The following is an 18,454-nucleotide window of genomic DNA, read 5'->3' as shown; positions in this document are numbered from 1 at the left end:
CAGCGCAGTGATTGTTATTGATATTCACCAAAACAGGTTCACGGGGAGGTTTCCCGTATGCTCGGGTTGCAATATTTCAGTTTTGATGATTTATGGAGTCCGCTTGTTCTTGCCCTGTTTCTGATCATCGCGGCAGCTTATCTGGTGCTGGTCGGACCATTCAGTGAGAGAGTACAGGGGGCAGCGCCAGCAACAGTCGGGCAGAAGGTACTGTTTCTCACGGGGCTGACTGTCCTGTATCTGGCACAGGCCGGGCCCTTCAATCTTCTTGGACATGTCATGTTCAGCTTTCATATGATCAGCATGGCCTTGTCTTATCTGGTTGCTCCACCGCTGATGATGAAGGGCTTGCCTGTCTGGGTGTGGCGCGCCATCGTGCGCTGGCTGCCGAAGCGCGGACTTTCTTTTCTGGCACATCCGATTGTAGCGGCGGTGCTGTTCAACGGATTGTTTTCCCTGTACCATCTGCCGATTGTGCATGATTATGTTATGTTGAATTTTACCGTTCACCGTCTGTATTATATCGTGCTGTTTATTACATCCATGCTGATGTGGTGGACGCTGCTGAATCCTTTGCCTGAAGGCAGACAAGCATCGGGCTTGTCGAAGGTTGGGTTTATCTTTTTGAATATGGTGCTCCTGACACCTGCATGCGGTTTGATTATTTTTGCCTCCGAACCGTTGTATCAGACATATAGCAATCCGGCTGCATGGGCCGAAGCGATGAGGTACTGCGTATCTGGTGACTCCTCGGCGCTGCTTCGTTCGTTCGGCGGGCCGGCCTTCTTTAACTTTCTGTCTTCCGCGAAGGAGGATCAGCAGGTGGGCGGTATCCTGATGAAGTTTATCCAGGAGGGGATATTTGTCTCCATGCTGGCCTATGTATTTGCACAGTGGTACCGGAAGGAGAGACAGGAAGAGGACGATGATCTTACACCTTCTGGCGGTGAAGAGCGGGGCCCACTCAATCCGGCTGCCAAATCGTGAGTATATCGTGAGCACAATGTGATGACAAAAGGGGGAACACACGATGGATATGTATTTCTGGCTGCCTACGATCAGTACTTCTTTCATTGTGATTAGTGCGGTACTTGTGGCAATTGGCTGGGCTTTAATTATACGGGGCAAACGTGAGGCACACCAGTCTGCTATGGTAGCGGGAGCGATTGCGGCTCTGATCTTTTTTGTAATATACATGTCCCGCACGGTATTTGTAGGCAATACAGCCTGGGGTGGAGACCCCGATATGGAGATTTTTTATCGGATTTTTCTGATCTTTCATATTATTCTGGCTACAGTGGCTGCTGTATTTGGTATCTCAACTCTGGTGCTCGGCTTCAAAAAGAAATTCAAAACACATCGTCGCTGGGGACGATTTACTTCCTTGATCTGGTTCGGTTCAGCTCTGACAGGGGTTGTCGTGTATGTGTTGTTATATATTCTATATCCAGGTGGACACACACGTCCGGTATGGGAAGCGATTCTCGGGGTGTAAGGGGGACAGGGCTGTTATAACGTTCTTCTTTCTGTAAATATATGAAATAGACGATTCTTGCAGATGATTGGTCCATACCTTCTCTCTTATTCATTCATAGAATGAGTTTGAGAGGAGGGAACAAAAACCTGAGAGATTTGGATGACTTGATCCGCGGTAATGATGTCGAATCGTTGATCTCCACCAACGAGCGTCTTGCGCTGGCCGAGATTCGGGCCATTCGTCGAAGCCGCAGCCTGCCCACAGGCTACACTCTTGTATAAAGCTCATGCCTCTTCTGCGATAAGATGATCGGATTTAAAAGAGCCGTACCCGCTGTGATTCATTCACAGTACCGGGTAGGGCTCTTTTTTTGGTTGCATTGCAGCAGTTACGTCAATCCCCGCCACCTCCGCCACTATCTCCTCCGCCACCGCTGTCCCCGCCGCTGTCGCTGCTTCCATGATCACTGCTGGAATGGTGATGAGACCCCGATGAAGAATTCGTATCGTGATCATGGTGATGATGATCTCGATGATCATGAGAATGCCTGGGATGAGCATCCGTAGAATAATCAGAGGTCATCATCGAAGAAGAGGATGCAGCGGAATCGGACTCGCGTCTGTTTTGTCTGGCGTCCTGTTTGGTGTTGTGTTTCGCCGTATGATGCCGATCAGAATCACTTCGAATGATAAGCCAGATCATCGCCAAAATAAAAATGAAAACAAGTATGGGTTCAATTAGCCACCCCATAGGGAATCATTCCTCTCTTCTAAGCTCGCAGGTTTATTTTATCGCAGAATGCATGTTTTTCCTATGCTGCTTTCCTGATTCAGGAAAAAAGGAGTTGACGGAATTAGAGACGGGTCTGTATACTGTGTATATTGATATATACAGTAGACACAGTGAAACAATCAAAAGCACAGTACAGCAATGAACATAATGTAAGACATTTGAAAGGCAGGCATGAATATGGATGCATGGAAGCAAGCGTGGTGGCTGACCCGCAATGAGTTCAAGAAGGATAAGCTGCAGTGGTTATGGACCGCCATATTTATGATCTATACGGGCAGTATGAGCGGTGTGCTGTTGATTGGGCAACAGGAAAGCAATCTTGTTAATCCGGTGGTGGATGCATTTTTTTTGATTATGCTGCCGTTCCAGGGATTTCTCTTTAGCAGACGTTCCTTCCGATACATACAGGAGGACTCTTACACACAGATGCTGGCCTATTATCGCAGACTTCCGATCCCGAATGAGACGGTGATGTGGTCAAGACTGCAGCAATCTCTGATTGCGTTTGCGTACAATGGATTCTTTTTCTACGGATCACTATATGCTGTCAGACTGCATACGGAGAACTTCACATGGGATCAGTATTTGGCCTTTGCGCTGAGCTGCACAGGATATGGGCTGTTGATTACGGGCTTGTATATTTACGGGGAATTTTTGTTTAGCGGGAAAAAATATTTGCTTCTCAGCTTTTTGTTCCTGCCATTGACGATTGTTATATCCTTGGTGATTCGTATGTCGGGCAACTATGGATTCTGGTATGTCATTCACTATAGTAAGGCCTGGGGCTTGTTATCTCCGATGATGTGGATTGCAATGGTTGCCGGATCAGCAGTGTTATGGGGATTTAGTCGATTAACACTGAGGAAGCTGGCCGTAAGGGATTTGAATTAGAGACAGTTGGGATGAATTGAATTAATAGAGAAGAGATAAATACAATTTAAAAGAATATGGATGAAGCCGGCACGTTCAGGCAAGTGAATGAAGTGTACCGGAGGGCGAGGTGCAAGTTGTGAAAATACCCATTCAAATCAATGAAAATAGCGCTGAACCTTTGTATCACCAGATTGAGAATCAGTTAAGGTCGTTAATTATAACGGGTCAATTGGGGGAGGGGACACATTTGCCGTCCATTCGTGAGTTTGCCGGGGCACTGAATTGCAGTGTAATTACGGTTAGACGGGTCTATCAGGATCTGGAGAATGAAGGTCTGCTTCGTACGAAGCAGGGGACAGGTACATTTGTGGCCCAGGTTGAAGCAGGAGATCGTGAAAATTACAGGCTGAAGGCTGCGGAGGAAGCGATGCAGGCTGCGGTACAGTCGGGCAAGGCTGTTGGTTGTACAGAAGAAGAGATGGAAAGCTTGTTTCGGGAAGCGCTGAGAGCAATCTATTCCAAATAAAAGGGGGGAGGTGTTCATATGACAGAACCGATAGCTATTCAGTTAAACGGGGTATCGAAAATGCGTAAGCGCAGGGTTATCGGACCGATTGATCTGACCATCCCGGAGGGCTATGTGGTGGCTATTCTGGGGCATAACGGCTCTGGCAAAAGCACACTTCTGAATATGCTGCAGCAAATTGTACTGCCGGACAGCGGAGAGATCATATGGTTTGGACAGGAGCATTCGGGACCGCTTCCGGTTGAGCTAAGGCAGCAGATCGGCTTTGTGGCCGATAACAGTGGTCTGGAAGAGAACCGGATGACACCGCAGGAGGCTGCTGATTTTCGGTCACATTGGTACCCGAGGTGGGATACGAGGCTGTTTCAACAGCTGATACAAGACATGGATGTGCCAAGTGATGTGAAGCTCAACAAGATGTCCAAGGGAGAACGGCGGAAATTCGAGATTGCCGCGGCGCTTGCCGCTCGTCCGAAGCTTCTGCTGCTGGATGAGCCTTCATCCGGTCTTGATCCTTTTGCATGGAAGGTCATGGTTGAACAGTTCCGCGATTATATGGAAGGTGGAGACACGACCATTCTCATTGCCACTCATATTGCAGATGAAGTGAAGCGGCTCGCGGACTATATCGTATTGATGCATCGCGGTCAGGTTCTGGGTATGGCAGAGAAGGACCTTGTGCTCGAGCAGTGGAAGGAAATCTGGTATGAAGGGGACCTGCGGCCTGAGAGTATTCCGGGGGTTGTGGAATCTTTTCGGGAAGAGAATGGCTTGATCCGTGTCATTACAACCCGGGTGAGCGAGGCTCAGGAAAGGCTGGAGTTGTCCAATCACCGGGTGCTTCAGATTCGCAATCTGGAGCTGGGAGAAGTGCTGGAATATTGGATTGCCGGGTATGCACCCGTACAGTGGAGATAACCGAAGGGAGACGATTCTGAATGAACCGATTGGAATTAAAGCAAGTCGTCAAACAGTATGCAGACAAGACAGCCGTTAATGGAGTAACACTGAATGTCAAAGAGGGTGAGATTTATGGGCTGCTCGGAGCCAATGGCGCAGGTAAAACAACTACAATGCGCATGGTGCTGGGGCTGATTCACCCGGATGGCGGTAACATTTTATACAACGGCAAGCCTTATAACACGGAACTGCAGCAGATCATGGGGTATTTGCCTGAAGAACGAGGGTTGTATCCGAAAGTAAAGGTAAGTGAACAGATCAATTATCTGGCACGCCTGCGTGGCATGAAAGCCAAAGATGCAGATGAGAGCTTGAAATACTGGTTAAAGCGGTTTGAAGTGCCGGAATATTACGATAAAAAGATTGAAGAGTTATCCAAAGGGAACCAGCAGAAGATGGGTTTTATTGCAGCAGTGGTGCACAGACCTCAGATTCTGATTCTGGATGAGGCGTTTAGCGGACTTGATCCGGTTAACGTGGAGCTGCTTAAATCTACGGTTAAGGAACTGCGTGATGAAGGTACGGCGATCCTGTTCTCCACGCATCGTATGGAACATGTTGAGGAGCTGTGTCGTCAGATCACGATATTGCATCGCTCTAACACAGTAGTGCAGGGTGAAATCAAGGAGATTAAAAGCCGTTATCCACGTGAACAGGTATATCTCAGCACGATCGGACAGGTGGAAGGTTTGGAGCAGCTGGAAGGTGTAAAACACGTGGACCACAACGAACGCGGATATCTGATCCATGTCAGCCAGGCTGAGGTGGCTCAGGAGATTCTGAAGACAGCGATGAGTCAGACGACCGTAGAGCATTTTGAGATCAAGGAACCAACGCTTAACCAAATCTTTATTCGTGAGGTAGGTGAGTCGAATGAATAAAATGGGCACAATTACAGGTTTCACGTTCAAAAACAAAGTAAAAACGAAGTCGTTTATGGTCACGACCATTGTACTTGCACTTTTAATTACGATTGGACTCAATGTTCCATATTTCATTACCTTATTTAATGGCGGCTCCATTGGTGGCGGAGCTTCTGGCAGTAATCCCGTAAACATTGGAGTTCTGACAACAGAGCAGCAGGATGTGGCACAGAAGCTGGAGAACTTCTCTTCTGCACAGGGTAATCAGGCTTATCGTCTGATTATGGGTGGAGATAAGGATGAAGCGGCGCTGAAAGAAGATGTGAATAAAGGTGTAATCGACGGTTATTTGAAGCTTGAAACGGTACAAGGACAGGAGTTCCCGAAGCCTGTGCTCTATTCCTCAGACGATATTTCACCGCAGATTATAACGTCGCTTGAAGCGGCCTTGCAGAGTGTGAAGCTGGATGTCGTCGTTAAGGATGTGCTGACCGCCGAACAAAAGGCGCTGATCACTACACCTGTAAAGCTGACTGCTCAGAGTTTAAGCACAGATGAAGGAGAAGCGGGTGCGGGTTCCGAAAAATCGATGAGTCCGATTAACTACATCGTAGTCTATCTCTTGATCATCCTGCTGTTCACATCCACAATGATGACAGGTAATATGATTGCTTCCGAGATTACAGCCGAGAAAAGCTCGCGCATCATGGAAATTCTGATTACAAGTGTGTCTCCGCTCAGTCAGATGTTCGGCAAAATTATCGGTATCTTCATGGTAGGCCTGCTGCAGATCGGTATCTTCGGAGCTGTTGTAGCCGGTAACATCATGCTACCGCACAACCGTGCAGTGCTTGGTGATCTTAATATGAGTGTTAACGACATTAATATAGCGGTGATCGTATACGGGCTTATTTTCTACATTCTGGGTTACTTCCTGTATGCCGTTATGTTCGCAGCTATTGGTTCGATGGTAAGCCGCACGGAAGAGCTTGGTCAGGCTGTGCTGCCAATTACGATGCTCTCGCTGGTGTCCTTCTATATTGCGATTTTCAGCATTTCTACACCAAATATTTTATTGTTAAAAATCGCAAGCTTCATTCCGTTCACCTCGCCAACGGCGATTCTGGTACGGATCGGGGCAGGAGTCGCACCGACCTGGGAGATTCTGCTCTCCCTTGCCATTCTGGCCGTATCCATCCTGATCTTCGGCTGGCTTGCAGCCAAAATCTATCGTACTGGCGTACTGATGTACGGTAAACGTCCAACCTTCAAAGAGCTGTTCAAAGCGATGAAGGCGTACAAGATATAGTTATTGTTTTTTTACTACTTTTTATTAAGAAATGTTATATATGACGTCTACCCGATATGAATCATCAGCGGGGAGCCGCAATCAGAATTAGCAGACAGGATGACAGAGCTTTACAATATTATAAAAAAAGGTAGCGCCTGTATATGCCTGAAACCGGCATTTATAAATTTAAATCTTTTGCAAGAGACAAAAATAGAAACGACTCTGAAGTACTTGAGGAAACGATTAAAGTAGATACAACCAATCCTACCAATCCGAAGATGGTTGTAGAGCCTTTGAAATGGACGAACAAGTTTGTCAGTGTAACCTTACTGGATGCAGTGGATGAGGACAGTGGCTTCCAAAAATACCAGTACAAAATTAACAATAGTGAAGATTGGGTAGACTATAAAGAACCTGTGATTATCAGTAATGAAGGCCTACATCAAGTCTATGCAAAATCATTAGATAATGTTTTTAATGAAAGCGAGATAGTTTCTGGAGAGGCGAAGGTAGATAAGACAGCCCCCTCACAACCAAAAAACATTACAACATTAATCAGAGACTATAAAAGAATAAAAATATCTTGGGCTGCATCAAATGATAATGTTGGTGTAACGGGGTATGACGTTTATTTAGATTCAACTTATATAGCGACAGTTATAGACACAGAATATACTTTTGAGAATCTAAAACAAAACAAATCTTATGAAATTAAGATAATCGCAAGGGATGAGGCTGAGAATTCCTCTCAAGAGGGAATTTATTTTGAAAGCACCCCACTTAGTCTCATAAGTACAAGCAGTAATCATAGCATTATGATAAAAGCTGATGGTACCGTATGGACCTGGGGAGTGAATACCTATGGTCAACTAGGCGATGGAACGACAACGAACCAAACCACAGCAGTACAAGTTAAAGGTTTGAGTGATGTCATTGCAGTGGCTGCAGGTGAAAATCACAGTATGGTGTTGAAACGAGATGGGACAGTCTGGACGTGGGGCTTGAATACGACTGGGCAATTGGGAACCGGGAATACCACTACGAGTCTTGTTCCGGTACAAGTACCAGAACTGGAAGGAATCATCGCCATTGCCGCGCGAAACAACAACAGCTACGCATTGAAACGTAACGGTACGGTTTGGTCGTGGGGGATAAATAACCGAGGCCAACTGGGAGATGGAACAACTGTATTGAAGACCAAACCGGTACAAGTCTCTGGGTTGACGGGGGTCAGTGCATTATCGGCGGGCCGAGAGTATGCAATGGCTTTAAAAAGTGATGGAACGTTATGGGGCTGGGGAACCAATTCCTACTACCAATTAGGGGCAACTGGACTCGGACAACAAACCAGACCCATTGAAATCACTACCATTAAAAATGTGTCTCAGGTTGCCGCAGGCGACTATCATGTAGTAGTTTTGCTTACCGATGGTACAGTCTGGGAGTGGGGAAGTAACTTTGCCTACAGTACAGCTACTGCAGCCCCCTATAAACTGGGAGGATTCAACCAAATAACATCTATTGGCGTAGGATTGAGTAGTGGTTTTGCCGTGGAGAGTGACGGAAGTGTGTGGGCCTGGGGAAGAACGAATAACTATGGCCAACTGGGTAATGGAACAACGGAGGTGATCCAATCTTCTCCCAAAAAATTATCTGGGATAACAGGAGTACGCACTATAGCCGGAGGCGAGTATTCTACTCTGGCATTGAAAGCAGATAATACGGTCTGGTCCTGGGGACGAAATGATAAAGGTCAACTGGGTGACGGGACCTTAAGCAATAGTTTAATACCTATAATGGTTTCGGGCCTAAATGAATCTAATTCATTTAACTTGGCTGCGTTACCATCATATTTCACTGTTGAAGTGGATAATGGCAGCAAAATGGACACTGGCCAAGTTACAGTGACATTATCTGTATATGGCGCTGATGGAGTACATGACAGTTCATATAATGCTATTAGTAAACTGAATATGACTAAGTATCACACTTCAAATGATAACCAAGTGACTATTGATCCTACAATTGAAGATATAAACTTTAATGGAGGGATCGCATATCTTCCTTTAACATTTGATGATGAAGGATCATATATTTTAAATTTTGAACTTCAAGGATTTGATAAGCAACAAGTAATCACTTTGAATATTTCAACGGATAGGTCAGAAGCAGTTTTAGACTTTGTGAGTCTTCCTTCAACAAGTGCAATTAATGGAGAAATCTTTGATGCCCAGCCAGTCCTTAGAGTTATTAATGGTAATGGAGATCCTGTTTCTGGTGCAAGAATTGTGGCTGAGATAGCAGGAGATATTATTGGTACTTTGTTAGGGAATGTTCATATAACCTCAGATTCTGAAGGTTATATCACATTTGAAGATTTAGGTGTCTTGCTAGAGACTACAAATGGAGAGATTGTTATTAACTTCAGAATTGAAGAAGATGAATCATACCTCACAAGTCCTTCGATAAAGGATAGTAGCTAGTGAAGAAAATTCAATGGATATCAACTAATTATTAGTTAATAAGACCTCCAGTAGAGTAATCCTCTATATGGAGGTCTTATTATACTCCTAGATCTTGTTGAAGAAATAAGACATAGCCTCCATTATAATTCGCTAATTTAGCGTTATTTTGGTATATACCATATATCTAACCTCTATTTATTAAATTAGACAGATAAAGAAAGTGTGAGTATTAGATTTATGTGAATGGTAAAGAACGTTGAACTAACGGGCGTTAATAGTACATTGCCTGCAATCCCTTGCTTAAACGCTCGGTTTAACGTGTTAGGACAGGTTTAATGCTCTTTAGTAGTTTTGGCCGTACGACGTGCGGGATTCGCTTTTCGAATCGGACAAACGATGTTGTACTTTTGCATGACACGACGAATTCGCTTGAGATTGTATGTGATTCCATATTGGTACTCCAGCGTGATCTAGGTATTCTTGTATTAAAATGACCTGAAATATCGGTGGTGAGAGAATTTGAGAAAAATTCTTCGGATACTCAAAAAAAATGAATATTTAATAAAAAGAAGAAGATCATAAACGAGAATTTCCGTTTATGATCTTCTTCTTAGTTAAGACGAGTTTTAATTTGTTGTAAAACCATTAAAGAGCCAACCATCATTATTCGAGCGAACAAAGTCGAAATTCAACTCAATGTTACCTTCAGAACCTTTAGTGGTGATAACTTTAGCTAAAGCGAGCATAAAGTGATCTTTATCTTTTTGGTTGTATCCTCTAAATTCAAGTTCTTCCAGACTTATTTCTTTAAGAAAAGCAACTTCTGAGGTAGATTCTGCGTTCTTTAAAAGAATGGAATTGTTTTGTTGTGATACTTCAACGTCGGAGGAAGATACGGATTCAATATACGCGTAGTCCTTATTTTCCATAGCAGAAATTATTTTGAAAGTCAGATTAAGTGTCTCCCTTAAACTATTGACAAGATCTGTCTCATCCGTCGCGCCTTTGCTGTTTTCCAATTGTTCTTTAAGTGAATTGTTCTCATTCTGAAGTTCCTCAATTTTAGAAGCATCTGTATTTCCTGGTTCTTGAGCATTTGAGGAGTTCGTTGAATCTTGTCCGTTACTGCAAGCTGATAATATCACGACTAAAAATAACATAAAAAGAATTTTTTTCATTATATACCTCCTTTTTCTAAAAATATAATAACACACTTAAACAAAAAAGGAATTAAGAACTTGTAAGTTCTTAGTCCCTTTTTTGTTTTTAATTAATTGGCGGGAGAGTCATGGCAAAGCTGTTGATCCCGTTAGCAATTGCGCGGGCACACGTTTGTTTATTAGCAACCAACGTATTGCGGCCGATGCGGTATCGATAAACAGCATTTCAGGGAGAATGGCCCATGCTTTAGTATTTTTAGGATCAATGACGTGGATATTTGTCCCACCACGTTGGCTTGGCGCTTTCTTCACCCCACGATCGGTTTTGCCCAGTGCAGCAACCAGTGCATTGTTGACGGCATTAGCCAATGAAGTGGTGTAGCTACTAGCATTGTCGTGGATCCATTCTGTTTAACTTTTATTTGAAGTGAATTATTTCCTCTTCACTATGTAGGAAAAGTAGAGGGCCTTTATTCAACCTGAAGTCAAAAATTACTTAGACAAAAAACCAAAAAAAGATTAAGAACGGTTAAGTTCTTAATCTTTTTTTTGGATTACGAATTAAATCGGAGGTAGAGTCATGGCAAAGCTGTTGATCCCGTTAGCAATTGCGCGGGCACACGTTTGTTTATTAGCAACCAACGTATTGCGATCCGATGCGGTATCGATAAACAGCATTTCAGGGAGAATGGCCCATGCTTTAGTATTTTTAGGATCAATGACGTGGATATTTGTCCCGCCACGTTGGCTTGGCGCTTTCTTCACCCCGCGATTGGTCTTGCCCAGTGCAGCAACCAGTGCATTGTTGACGGCATTAGCCAATGAAGTGGTGTAGCTGCTAGCATTGTCGTGAATCCATGTTTCAATACCTGTACCGCCACCCGCATTAATGTGGAGACTCACATAAATATCGGCCCCAAAGTTATTGGATGCTTTAGCGCGATCCGGGTTTTCTGGATAGGTATCAGTGGAGCGACTCATCTGGACCGTAGCACCCAGTTTCTCCAATTCGGTCTTCAGAAACTTACCGATATCCAGTACGATTGCTGCCTCCGTATACCCGCCGCCTACAGCCCCCGGGTCTTTACCGCCATGCCCGGGATCAACGAAAACCTTGTAACCATTAAGTGCCATAAATAATACATCCTCTCTGTTTAACTTTTATTTGAAGTGGATTATTTCCTCTTCACTATGTAGGAAAAGTAAAGGACCTTTATACAACCTTGAGTCAAAAAATTACTTAGACAAAAAACCAAAAAAAGATCAAGAATGGTTAAGTTCTTAATCTTTTTTTGAATTACGAATTAAATCGGAGGTAGAGTCATGGCAAAGCTGTTGATCCCGTTAGCAATTGCGCGGGCACACGTTTGTTTATTAGCAACCAACGTATTGCGATCCGATGCGGTATCGATAAACAGCATTTCAGAGGAGAATGGCCCATGCTTTAGTATTTTTAGGATCAATGACGTGGATATTCGTCCCGCCACGTTGGCTTGGCGCTTTCTTCACCCCACGAATGGTCTTGCCCAGTGCAGCAACCAGTGCATTGGTAGCAGCGTTGGCTAATGAAGTGGTATAGCTGCTTGTATTGTCATGGATCCAAGTTTCGATGCCGGTACCGCCACCCGCATTAATGCGGAGGCTCACATAAATGTCGAACCAAAAATTGTTGGATGCTACTGAGTGATCCGGGTTTTCTGGATAGGTATCGGTAGAGAATTGGAATTTAGGCTTGGATTGCCTGAACTCTTTCTCTGTTGAGGGAATCCAATTACATGATTTATTCTTATGTACTAAGATACGTGTGGTTATGTTCAATTCTTCTGATATGAATGTTAAAATTCTCACCTGTGTTTCTACAACAATCCACCATTTAAATGAATTCTGTTGTAAAGTTAATTATTTTTAGGTGTTGATATATTACAGATACTATTGAATTTGAAAACCATATGCCTGATAATCTATAGCTATAATAACAATTTATTACTTATAAGTAATGAGGATATTACAGGTGCTTACTGCTTCTGTGTTCTCTATTTGTGTTCTCATTCTTGTTAAATGGAAACGTTAACATCTGAAAACGAATTGCATAATTATTATATTTGGTTGGGAAGGAGGCTCTTAATGCTAGCCCAAAGTTGGATTGTTAATAGATATGATGCTTTATCGGTTTCGATACATCAAGGCTCTGATTTAAATAATGATTGTGCTATCTTGTTTGCTGGTTTTACTAATTCCTCAAGTGATATAGATTACTTTATGAGCCGACTTGCTCGTTTATTAGGTAGGAGTGGACTTACTGTATATCTAATTGATCCTAGAGGGCATGGCGATAGCTCAGGCAACATAGACGACGTTACATTAGAATCGATTCGGGAAGATATTTATAATTCGTTTCAGTATGTTACAAAAAGAAACAATGGATATGTATTTTGTATAGGACATGGATTAGCTGGTGTCTTGGCAGCTGATGTTTTAGGGGGAAGATCTAATTTAGGTTTTATTTGCATATACCCATATCTTATTCATCCTTCTCAATTTAAAATAGATCTCTTTTGTGATGAAGGGAAAATTGATGCAAGCCGACTTGAGAGTAATTTTAAGGCTAATTTATTAGATGATGAAGTAGAAGACTTATCTTTGATGGGGGCCATGGGGGCTGATAGAGGTAATATGCTTGGGAGGGAGCTAAGCATCAAACTTATCGAGCAGCTTACGACATATAACCCGTTTGAATCTTTAGAGAATTTTAAAGAAAACATTCTGATAATAAACAACGAAAAAGATTTCGTGCGTGAGGTGCGCTTTTGGAAGGGCAGGGTCAGATATCTTCCACGTAGTCCTTACGCGCAAGAAAAGATAATGAGACTTGTTGTTGATAAGATTAATAAGTGGGTGAAATAAATGATTATTCCGATTCAAATCAACTCCAATAATAAATTTATTATGGGTATGCTCCACATGCCAATGATCCGATCGAAAGGGTCTCCTATAGTGATAATCTGCAACGGTCTAGGTGGGACTAGGGCCGATGTCAATCGAATAGGAATTGAAGCAGGTCGTATAGCAGAGCAGTGTGGGGTAATGGTATTTAGATTTGATTACACAGGTCAAGGTCAAAGTGGGGGTGATTTTTGGGATGTTACTATTGATGGAAGAGTTGGGGATGTATTAGAAATAATTCATTTCTTTAAAGGGTGTTTTAATACGGAAGAACACAAAATCATTTTATTAGGATTCAGTGATGGCGCAAAAGTTGTAATTAGGGCATCGGAGTCTACAGAAGACGTGAATGCCTTAATTCTTTGGAGCCCAGTGTTTTTTAACTTGTTTCAAGAAGCAAATTCAGAGAATGATACGATCAATATAAGCAAGACGAGAATAGTCCGCCATCCTAAATCACAAAAATTAGTATATCCATTCCAAGGGCTGTGGATGAATTCGCAATATTTGAAGGAATTAAAGGAAGAAGAGACTCTAGATATTTTACATAATTCTACTATTCCAAAAATTTGTGTGTTAGGCAGTGATGATGAATTTCTGAATAATTTCATGATTCAAGAAATTGAGCGACTTATAACTAAGAATAGTGGCTCAGAAGTTTTTCATGTTAAAGGAGCTAATCATGTATTCTCGAAAAAAAAATGGGCTAAGGAAGTAATTGATGTAACGCTCAATTGGATAGTTGAATTTTCAATGAATAATTTAGATAACAATATAAGGGAGTAGTTTGATGTTGAGTGAAAATTTTAAAGATAATATTTGTATTGTTGAGATAGAAAATTCATCCTTCTGTAACCGGAGATGTAGTTATTGTATTAACTATCACGTAGACAGAATTACAGAAAAAAATATGATGCCTTACGAAATATTTAAGAAGATAGTAGATGAGTTGAATTCTATAAACTATGATCGATTGATGACTTTTCACAGGTACAACGAACCCTTCGCATTTAAGAATGATATGATTCTGGAGAGAATTTCTTATGCACGAAGAATGCTTCCAGATGCAGTTTTGGCCACAAGTTCAAACGGTGACTATCTTGATCCACAGTACTTAAGTAGAATACAACAATCGGGTCTTAATGAATTGTATTTACAATGCCATTTGGAAAATTATTCAAGCTATACAATTGACGATATAAAAAATAAAATATTATTAATAAATCAGAGAATCGGAGGGTTCAAAGGTAAGTTTGTTACGACAGAGTCATCTTGCGTATATGTCACAGTGGATTCGAAATTTGACGTTCTCACCATACAGGCTAAAAACTTTGCGGATATAGGATATCCGAGAGGAGAGATAGTTGAAAATGTCAAGAAAGAAGTTGGCTCTGGCCCATGCTTTCAACCGTTAACTTCTTTTACAATAGACTATAACGGTTGTGTAACAATGTGTTGTAACACTGTCTCATACTACAACCAGCATAGCCAATATGTACTAGGCAATTGTAAAGAGCAAACTATATTTGATATTTATAATTCAGATAGGGCGGTTTCTTTAAGGGGAAGATTGTTAGAAGGTATCAGAGAGAAAGTATGTATGCATTGCACCAATGATGGTAGAGGAATAGCGGAACGATTTATTCAGCTACCTTAGTCCATTTTTGGCTTTTTATTATCTAATTATAAAGGAGTTTTGATTATGAAATTGAATTATTATCAAAAAATGGATATTTTTGAGAGGGGATATGTTCGTATTCCCGGAGTAGTGCCAAAAATAATGATTGAAGAAGCACTGAAGGCGATCAACCACACTATGGGAAAAGGCAATGTGTCACCGGATTATACAGGTTCTAATTATTTCGATCAACTTGCTAACTCACCAGTAATAACTGATCTACTAAGAAAATCGCCAGCTTGGTCATTAATAGAGTCTTTAATTGGTGAAGGTAATTTAGCTGATTATTATGGATCTCAAATTGCCTTACGCTTTCCAACTTATGAGGAACTTCCAGTAAAGTACACTCCACATATGGATGGAATATTAAAAGTGAATGAGGGTTTGGTGGAAAACTTCACTTTACTAGCAGGTGTATTATTAAGAGATGTACCGGAAGAAAATATGGGTAATTTCACAGTATATCCAGGCTCTCATCAACTATATGAGAAGTATTTCAAAGAAAAGGGACCAGATATTTTGTTCACTGATGAATCGTTTTCTAGACAGCATTACTCTGATCATGTAAGTCTTCCAGATCCTGTACAAATTACTGGAAATGCAGGTGACTTAATTATTTCACATTATCAGCTGATACATGAAGGGGGACCTAATATATCAGATCAAATAAGATATGCGACCTATTACAGGGTCTATCATAAAGATTTTACAGAAGATAATTGGAGATCGGCTCTTACAAATTTATGGATGTATTTACCAGGAATGCAAGATATACTGGATGGGAAATAGTATGATTCGAATCAAATCGATTAAGGAGAGAATTATTATATTTCCTGGAGAAATTGAAAAATGGGCCTTGACCAAGGGAGATTACCTGTATTTCTTCACCAAAGGAAAAGTAGAAATTTGCTTTAATCGGACTAAAACTGTGTATTCTGGGAATACACACGTAGTTATTCAATACTCTCATGGTTCGTTTTATATTAATAATATTGATTTACAACCGATTGAGTTATCCAGTTTTCAATTTGTAGGAGTTATTCAAACAGCCAATTTTAAATCTTTGAGAGTAAATTTTAACCCTAATCCTTTTCGAACGGTTATAAAATTGGGTAAATCAAATGAATTGCTGTCAAAAAGAATTATCGAAACGCTAAAAAAATTCCAAGATGATAGTTTAGATTTCAATGATAATAAATTTACGGACTTCAAGGATAAGAAAATGGATCTAAGACTCATTATGGTCAATAGATACATAAGAAAAAATTATTATCGTGAAATCACTCTACAAGATCTGGCTGATTTGGCAGGTGTACATCCGACATATCTGAGTAATATGTATTCTAAGGTGTTTAGCATTTCACCAATATACTTTATGAATCAATTGCGAATAAAAAAAGCAAAAGATTTATTGGAGCATACAGATCGAACAATTAAAGATATAGCAACTACTGTAGGCTACAGAAGTTTATCTCAGTTTAGTTCCATTTTTAAACGATCTTTTTCAAAATCACCAAGTATATATCGAAAAGAGTTATACGAGTCACAAACAGCCGAGAGAGAGTCAAGGAGGATGCTTCAGTGATTCATTCGACGATCTTAATAAATGCTGATTTAAAAAGTAAAGTTTTAGAGATAATGAGCAGGTATGTTTGTGTGGCAGGTGCAGGGGGAATTGGAGCTGCTCAAGATACATTAGAGTATCTGGGTCTCAATTCATTGAAATTTATTAACATTGTAGTAGAGCTTGAATATGAGTTTGATTTTGAATTTGACGATGAATATTTGGATAATTTCAAATTCTCTAAAATTGAAGATATTATAAGATATATTTCTAAAAAAATAGAATAAGTAGTATTATTCATTTTAAATATATAAAAATACCTAAAATATAACATAATCACCCTTTAAAAGGGCTTATGTTATATTTTTTTTAGGGATATATGCCTATATTGAGAAAAGTAGATCGTTCATTCAAAAAAATTATAGATATTTATTAACCTTTGTTCCGGTAAAAGGCGTTAAGATAAATTTATTAATTACTTTATGAAAAAAAATTAGTAGTGGGGCTGTAAGACCTGCTATAGCTCATGCTTTGGTTAAGATCTCCTATCCTCAAAAATTTGACAGGTTTTTTAGATCCTTTTTTTGGGCCAGTACAATTGCAGCTGAACGTGCCTATTTTGATGCTGCACGAATTGTTACTAGTGACATTGCTTTGAAAAATACGAAGATTTTGAAGTATTCTATATAACCGTTGCTGATACTTCTTATAGCGAAAGAACACACCAGTTTAAAGAAATCCTTTGTAATTTTATAATGTTGCTGCATACAATCGGCTTTGCGTGGTAATTATAACCTTCATTACTGGATGTGCCTTATCTGAATAAGGCTCCACAGGAAAGGGATGTGCGACATGCCAGAATGGTTAGAGGTTATGATACGAACACTTTCTGCGGTAACGATGTTGTTTCTCATCACCAAGATTTTAGGAAAACGGCAGATATCAGAACTATCTTTGTTTGAGTATATTACGGGCATCACCTTGGGGAACCTCGTTGGATACATATCACTGGATACAGACACAAGCTGGTACTTGGGATTTCTTGCGGTGTTCGTGTGGGTTGCTGTCTCCGCAGCCGCGGAGTTTCTGACGATGAAAAGTAAAAAATTCAGGGACATTGTGGACGGAAGATCAACGATTCTTATTGAAAATGGAGCCGTTATTCAAGAGAATCTAAAGAAGGAAAGGCTGACCATTGATGAATTTCTGGAGCAGCTTCGCAAAAAAGATGTGTTCCGGGTTGCCGATGTGGAATTTGCTATAATGGAGCAGAGCGGGGATATCAGTGTCATGTTAAAAAAGGAATATCAGCCGCTTACCGCTGATTTGCTAGGTTATCGTCTTTCGTCGGAAAAGGAGCCGCGAACGATAATCATGGATGGAAATATTTTGCCAGAATCTCTTCAGGATGCTGGAGTAAGTGAGGATTGGGTAAAAAAAGAACTTCGCAAGCTTAACATCACATTGAATCAGGTAGCGATTGGTCAAGTGGATAGTAAAGGAGAACTGACCGTGCAGACTGGAACGGAAGCTTTGCCCAAGCCAGCTCATTCGAATCCGAATGATCAGATCAAAGATCTGGTACAGCGATTGCAGGATGACCTGAAGATGCGTAAGCAGCTTGCCTCTAATGACAAGGATCGACTTGAATATCAGGAAGCATTGAATCAATTTCAGGCGGCCATGCATGCTTATCAGACCAAAAAACAATCGTGACCATCAACGATTACATAGCCTGAATTGATCTAGAAGTCCCGGTGGACCTATGTCAAGAAAGTAGACACTACGCTGCGGATTTGTCCGTAAATTTCATTGCAAAACGAGCAGGAGAAAGATAACCTAGCGCCCCGTGCATTCGCTTG

General features: G+C 41.3%; 20 protein-coding genes. 15 read left to right on the top strand and 5 right to left on the bottom strand.

The window, feature by feature from the left end:
• Positions 1-57 precede the first annotated feature (57 nt).
• On the top strand, positions 58-987 hold the full coding sequence (gene ctaG, locus IEW26_RS19445) for a cytochrome c oxidase assembly factor CtaG (RefSeq protein WP_188593535.1): 930 nt from the start codon (positions 58-60) through the stop codon (positions 985-987).
• A gap of 43 nt (positions 988-1,030) precedes the next feature.
• Positions 1,031-1,495, top strand: a complete 465-nt coding sequence (locus IEW26_RS19440) for a DUF420 domain-containing protein (protein ID WP_111272191.1) — start codon at positions 1,031-1,033, stop codon at positions 1,493-1,495.
• Positions 1,496-1,870: 375 nt separating this feature from the next.
• Here IEW26_RS19440 and IEW26_RS19430 read toward each other — a convergent pair whose 3' ends face one another.
• Complete coding sequence (locus tag IEW26_RS19430) at positions 1,871-2,227, bottom strand: hypothetical protein (RefSeq protein WP_145405729.1); 357 nt, start codon at positions 2,225-2,227, stop codon at positions 1,871-1,873.
• A 219-nt stretch (positions 2,228-2,446) separates the two neighbouring features.
• Here IEW26_RS19430 and IEW26_RS19425 point away from each other — a divergent pair, with 219 nt between their 5' ends.
• The 6 genes from IEW26_RS19425 (at position 2,447) to IEW26_RS19400 (ending at position 9,265) form a co-directional block, all read left to right on the top strand.
• Positions 2,447-3,160 (top strand): hypothetical protein, encoded by a 714-nt coding sequence (locus IEW26_RS19425; protein WP_145405730.1) that lies wholly within the window; start codon positions 2,447-2,449, stop codon positions 3,158-3,160.
• 118 nt (positions 3,161-3,278) lie between these two features.
• Positions 3,279-3,668, top strand: coding sequence for a GntR family transcriptional regulator (locus IEW26_RS19420; protein WP_111272205.1), 390 nt, complete (start codon positions 3,279-3,281; stop codon positions 3,666-3,668).
• Between the two features lie 18 nt (positions 3,669-3,686).
• On the top strand, positions 3,687-4,586 hold the full coding sequence (locus IEW26_RS19415; protein ID WP_188593533.1) for an ABC transporter ATP-binding protein: 900 nt from the start codon (positions 3,687-3,689) through the stop codon (positions 4,584-4,586).
• A 20-nt stretch (positions 4,587-4,606) separates the two neighbouring features.
• On the top strand, positions 4,607-5,509 hold the full coding sequence (locus IEW26_RS19410; RefSeq protein ID WP_111272188.1) for an ABC transporter ATP-binding protein: 903 nt from the start codon (positions 4,607-4,609) through the stop codon (positions 5,507-5,509).
• Positions 5,502-6,800, top strand: a complete 1,299-nt coding sequence (locus IEW26_RS19405; protein WP_188593532.1) for an ABC transporter permease — start codon at positions 5,502-5,504, stop codon at positions 6,798-6,800. The genes IEW26_RS19410 and IEW26_RS19405 overlap by 8 nt, the downstream gene beginning before the upstream one ends.
• 143 nt (positions 6,801-6,943) lie before the next feature.
• Positions 6,944-9,265: an RCC1 domain-containing protein gene (locus tag IEW26_RS19400; RefSeq protein ID WP_188593531.1), complete on the top strand. Its 2,322-nt coding sequence runs from the start codon at positions 6,944-6,946 to the stop codon at positions 9,263-9,265.
• Positions 9,266-9,579: 314 nt separating this feature from the next.
• Here IEW26_RS19400 and IEW26_RS30865 read toward each other — a convergent pair whose 3' ends face one another.
• The 4 genes from IEW26_RS30865 to IEW26_RS19380 form a co-directional block, all read right to left on the bottom strand.
• Positions 9,580-9,711, bottom strand: coding sequence for a hypothetical protein (locus IEW26_RS30865; protein ID WP_444543965.1), 132 nt, complete (start codon positions 9,709-9,711; stop codon positions 9,580-9,582).
• Between the two features lie 162 nt (positions 9,712-9,873).
• On the bottom strand, positions 9,874-10,425 hold the full coding sequence (locus tag IEW26_RS19395; RefSeq protein WP_188593530.1) for a membrane lipoprotein lipid attachment site-containing protein: 552 nt from the start codon (positions 10,423-10,425) through the stop codon (positions 9,874-9,876).
• A 543-nt stretch (positions 10,426-10,968) separates the two neighbouring features.
• Positions 10,969-11,541 carry an N-acetylmuramoyl-L-alanine amidase gene (locus IEW26_RS19385; protein ID WP_188593528.1) on the bottom strand — a complete coding sequence of 191 codons (573 nt, stop codon included), beginning with the start codon at positions 11,539-11,541 and terminating at the stop codon, positions 10,969-10,971.
• Between the two features lie 288 nt (positions 11,542-11,829).
• Positions 11,830-12,255, bottom strand: a complete 426-nt coding sequence (locus tag IEW26_RS19380; protein ID WP_188593527.1) for an N-acetylmuramoyl-L-alanine amidase CwlD — start codon at positions 12,253-12,255, stop codon at positions 11,830-11,832.
• Positions 12,256-12,531: 276 nt separating this feature from the next.
• On the opposite strand from IEW26_RS19380, the gene IEW26_RS19375 reads away from it, so the two are divergent.
• The 7 genes from IEW26_RS19375 (at position 12,532) to IEW26_RS19345 (ending at position 18,308) form a co-directional block, all read left to right on the top strand.
• Positions 12,532-13,311: an alpha/beta hydrolase gene (locus tag IEW26_RS19375; protein ID WP_188593526.1), complete on the top strand. Its 780-nt coding sequence runs from the start codon at positions 12,532-12,534 to the stop codon at positions 13,309-13,311.
• The gene (locus tag IEW26_RS19370; protein ID WP_188593525.1) at positions 13,312-14,136 is read left to right on the top strand and encodes a serine aminopeptidase domain-containing protein; all 825 of its coding nucleotides are present in this window, start codon (positions 13,312-13,314) and stop codon (positions 14,134-14,136) included.
• 4 nt (positions 14,137-14,140) lie between these two features.
• Positions 14,141-15,007 (top strand): radical SAM/SPASM domain-containing protein, encoded by an 867-nt coding sequence (locus IEW26_RS19365; RefSeq protein ID WP_229729935.1) that lies wholly within the window; start codon positions 14,141-14,143, stop codon positions 15,005-15,007.
• Positions 15,008-15,052: 45 nt separating this feature from the next.
• Positions 15,053-15,817 (top strand): phytanoyl-CoA dioxygenase family protein, encoded by a 765-nt coding sequence (locus IEW26_RS19360; RefSeq protein WP_188593523.1) that lies wholly within the window; start codon positions 15,053-15,055, stop codon positions 15,815-15,817.
• Position 15,818: 1 nt separating this feature from the next.
• Positions 15,819-16,613: a helix-turn-helix domain-containing protein gene (locus IEW26_RS19355; RefSeq protein WP_188593522.1), complete on the top strand. Its 795-nt coding sequence runs from the start codon at positions 15,819-15,821 to the stop codon at positions 16,611-16,613.
• Positions 16,610-16,879 (top strand): acyl carrier protein, encoded by a 270-nt coding sequence (locus IEW26_RS19350; RefSeq protein WP_229729934.1) that lies wholly within the window; start codon positions 16,610-16,612, stop codon positions 16,877-16,879. The genes IEW26_RS19355 and IEW26_RS19350 overlap by 4 nt, the downstream gene beginning before the upstream one ends.
• Before the next feature lie 565 nt (positions 16,880-17,444).
• Positions 17,445-18,308 carry a DUF421 domain-containing protein gene (locus IEW26_RS19345; protein WP_145405736.1) on the top strand — a complete coding sequence of 288 codons (864 nt, stop codon included), beginning with the start codon at positions 17,445-17,447 and terminating at the stop codon, positions 18,306-18,308.
• Positions 18,309-18,454 lie beyond the last annotated feature (146 nt).

The sequence above is a fragment of the Paenibacillus silvae genome, from assembly GCF_014639235.1.
GTDB lineage: Bacteria > Bacillota > Bacilli > Paenibacillales > Paenibacillaceae > Paenibacillus > Paenibacillus silvae.
This window is presented reverse-complemented; position numbering and strand designations above follow the sequence as displayed.

Excerpts from the sequence above, each read along its gene's own strand:
- ctaG (WP_188593535.1), top strand. The coding sequence starts at position 58 with ATGCTCGGGTTGCAATATTTCAGTTTTGATGATTTATGGAGTCCGCTT.
- IEW26_RS19440 (WP_111272191.1), top strand. The coding sequence starts at position 1,031 with ATGGATATGTATTTCTGGCTGCCTACGATCAGTACTTCTTTCATTGTG.
- IEW26_RS19430 (WP_145405729.1), bottom strand. The coding sequence starts at position 2,227 with ATGGGGTGGCTAATTGAACCCATACTTGTTTTCATTTTTATTTTGGCG.
- IEW26_RS19425 (WP_145405730.1), top strand. The coding sequence starts at position 2,447 with ATGGATGCATGGAAGCAAGCGTGGTGGCTGACCCGCAATGAGTTCAAG.
- IEW26_RS19415 (WP_188593533.1), top strand. The coding sequence starts at position 3,687 with ATGACAGAACCGATAGCTATTCAGTTAAACGGGGTATCGAAAATGCGT.
- IEW26_RS19410 (WP_111272188.1), top strand. The coding sequence starts at position 4,607 with ATGAACCGATTGGAATTAAAGCAAGTCGTCAAACAGTATGCAGACAAG.
- IEW26_RS19405 (WP_188593532.1), top strand. The coding sequence starts at position 5,502 with ATGAATAAAATGGGCACAATTACAGGTTTCACGTTCAAAAACAAAGTA.
- IEW26_RS19400 (WP_188593531.1), top strand. The coding sequence starts at position 6,944 with ATGCCTGAAACCGGCATTTATAAATTTAAATCTTTTGCAAGAGACAAA.
- IEW26_RS19395 (WP_188593530.1), bottom strand. The coding sequence starts at position 10,425 with ATGAAAAAAATTCTTTTTATGTTATTTTTAGTCGTGATATTATCAGCT.
- IEW26_RS19385 (WP_188593528.1), bottom strand. The coding sequence starts at position 11,541 with ATGGCACTTAATGGTTACAAGGTTTTCGTTGATCCCGGGCATGGCGGT.
- IEW26_RS19375 (WP_188593526.1), top strand. The coding sequence starts at position 12,532 with ATGCTAGCCCAAAGTTGGATTGTTAATAGATATGATGCTTTATCGGTT.
- IEW26_RS19370 (WP_188593525.1), top strand. The coding sequence starts at position 13,312 with ATGATTATTCCGATTCAAATCAACTCCAATAATAAATTTATTATGGGT.
- IEW26_RS19365 (WP_229729935.1), top strand. The coding sequence starts at position 14,141 with ATGTTGAGTGAAAATTTTAAAGATAATATTTGTATTGTTGAGATAGAA.
- IEW26_RS19360 (WP_188593523.1), top strand. The coding sequence starts at position 15,053 with ATGAAATTGAATTATTATCAAAAAATGGATATTTTTGAGAGGGGATAT.
- IEW26_RS19355 (WP_188593522.1), top strand. The coding sequence starts at position 15,819 with ATGATTCGAATCAAATCGATTAAGGAGAGAATTATTATATTTCCTGGA.
- IEW26_RS19345 (WP_145405736.1), top strand. The coding sequence starts at position 17,445 with ATGCCAGAATGGTTAGAGGTTATGATACGAACACTTTCTGCGGTAACG.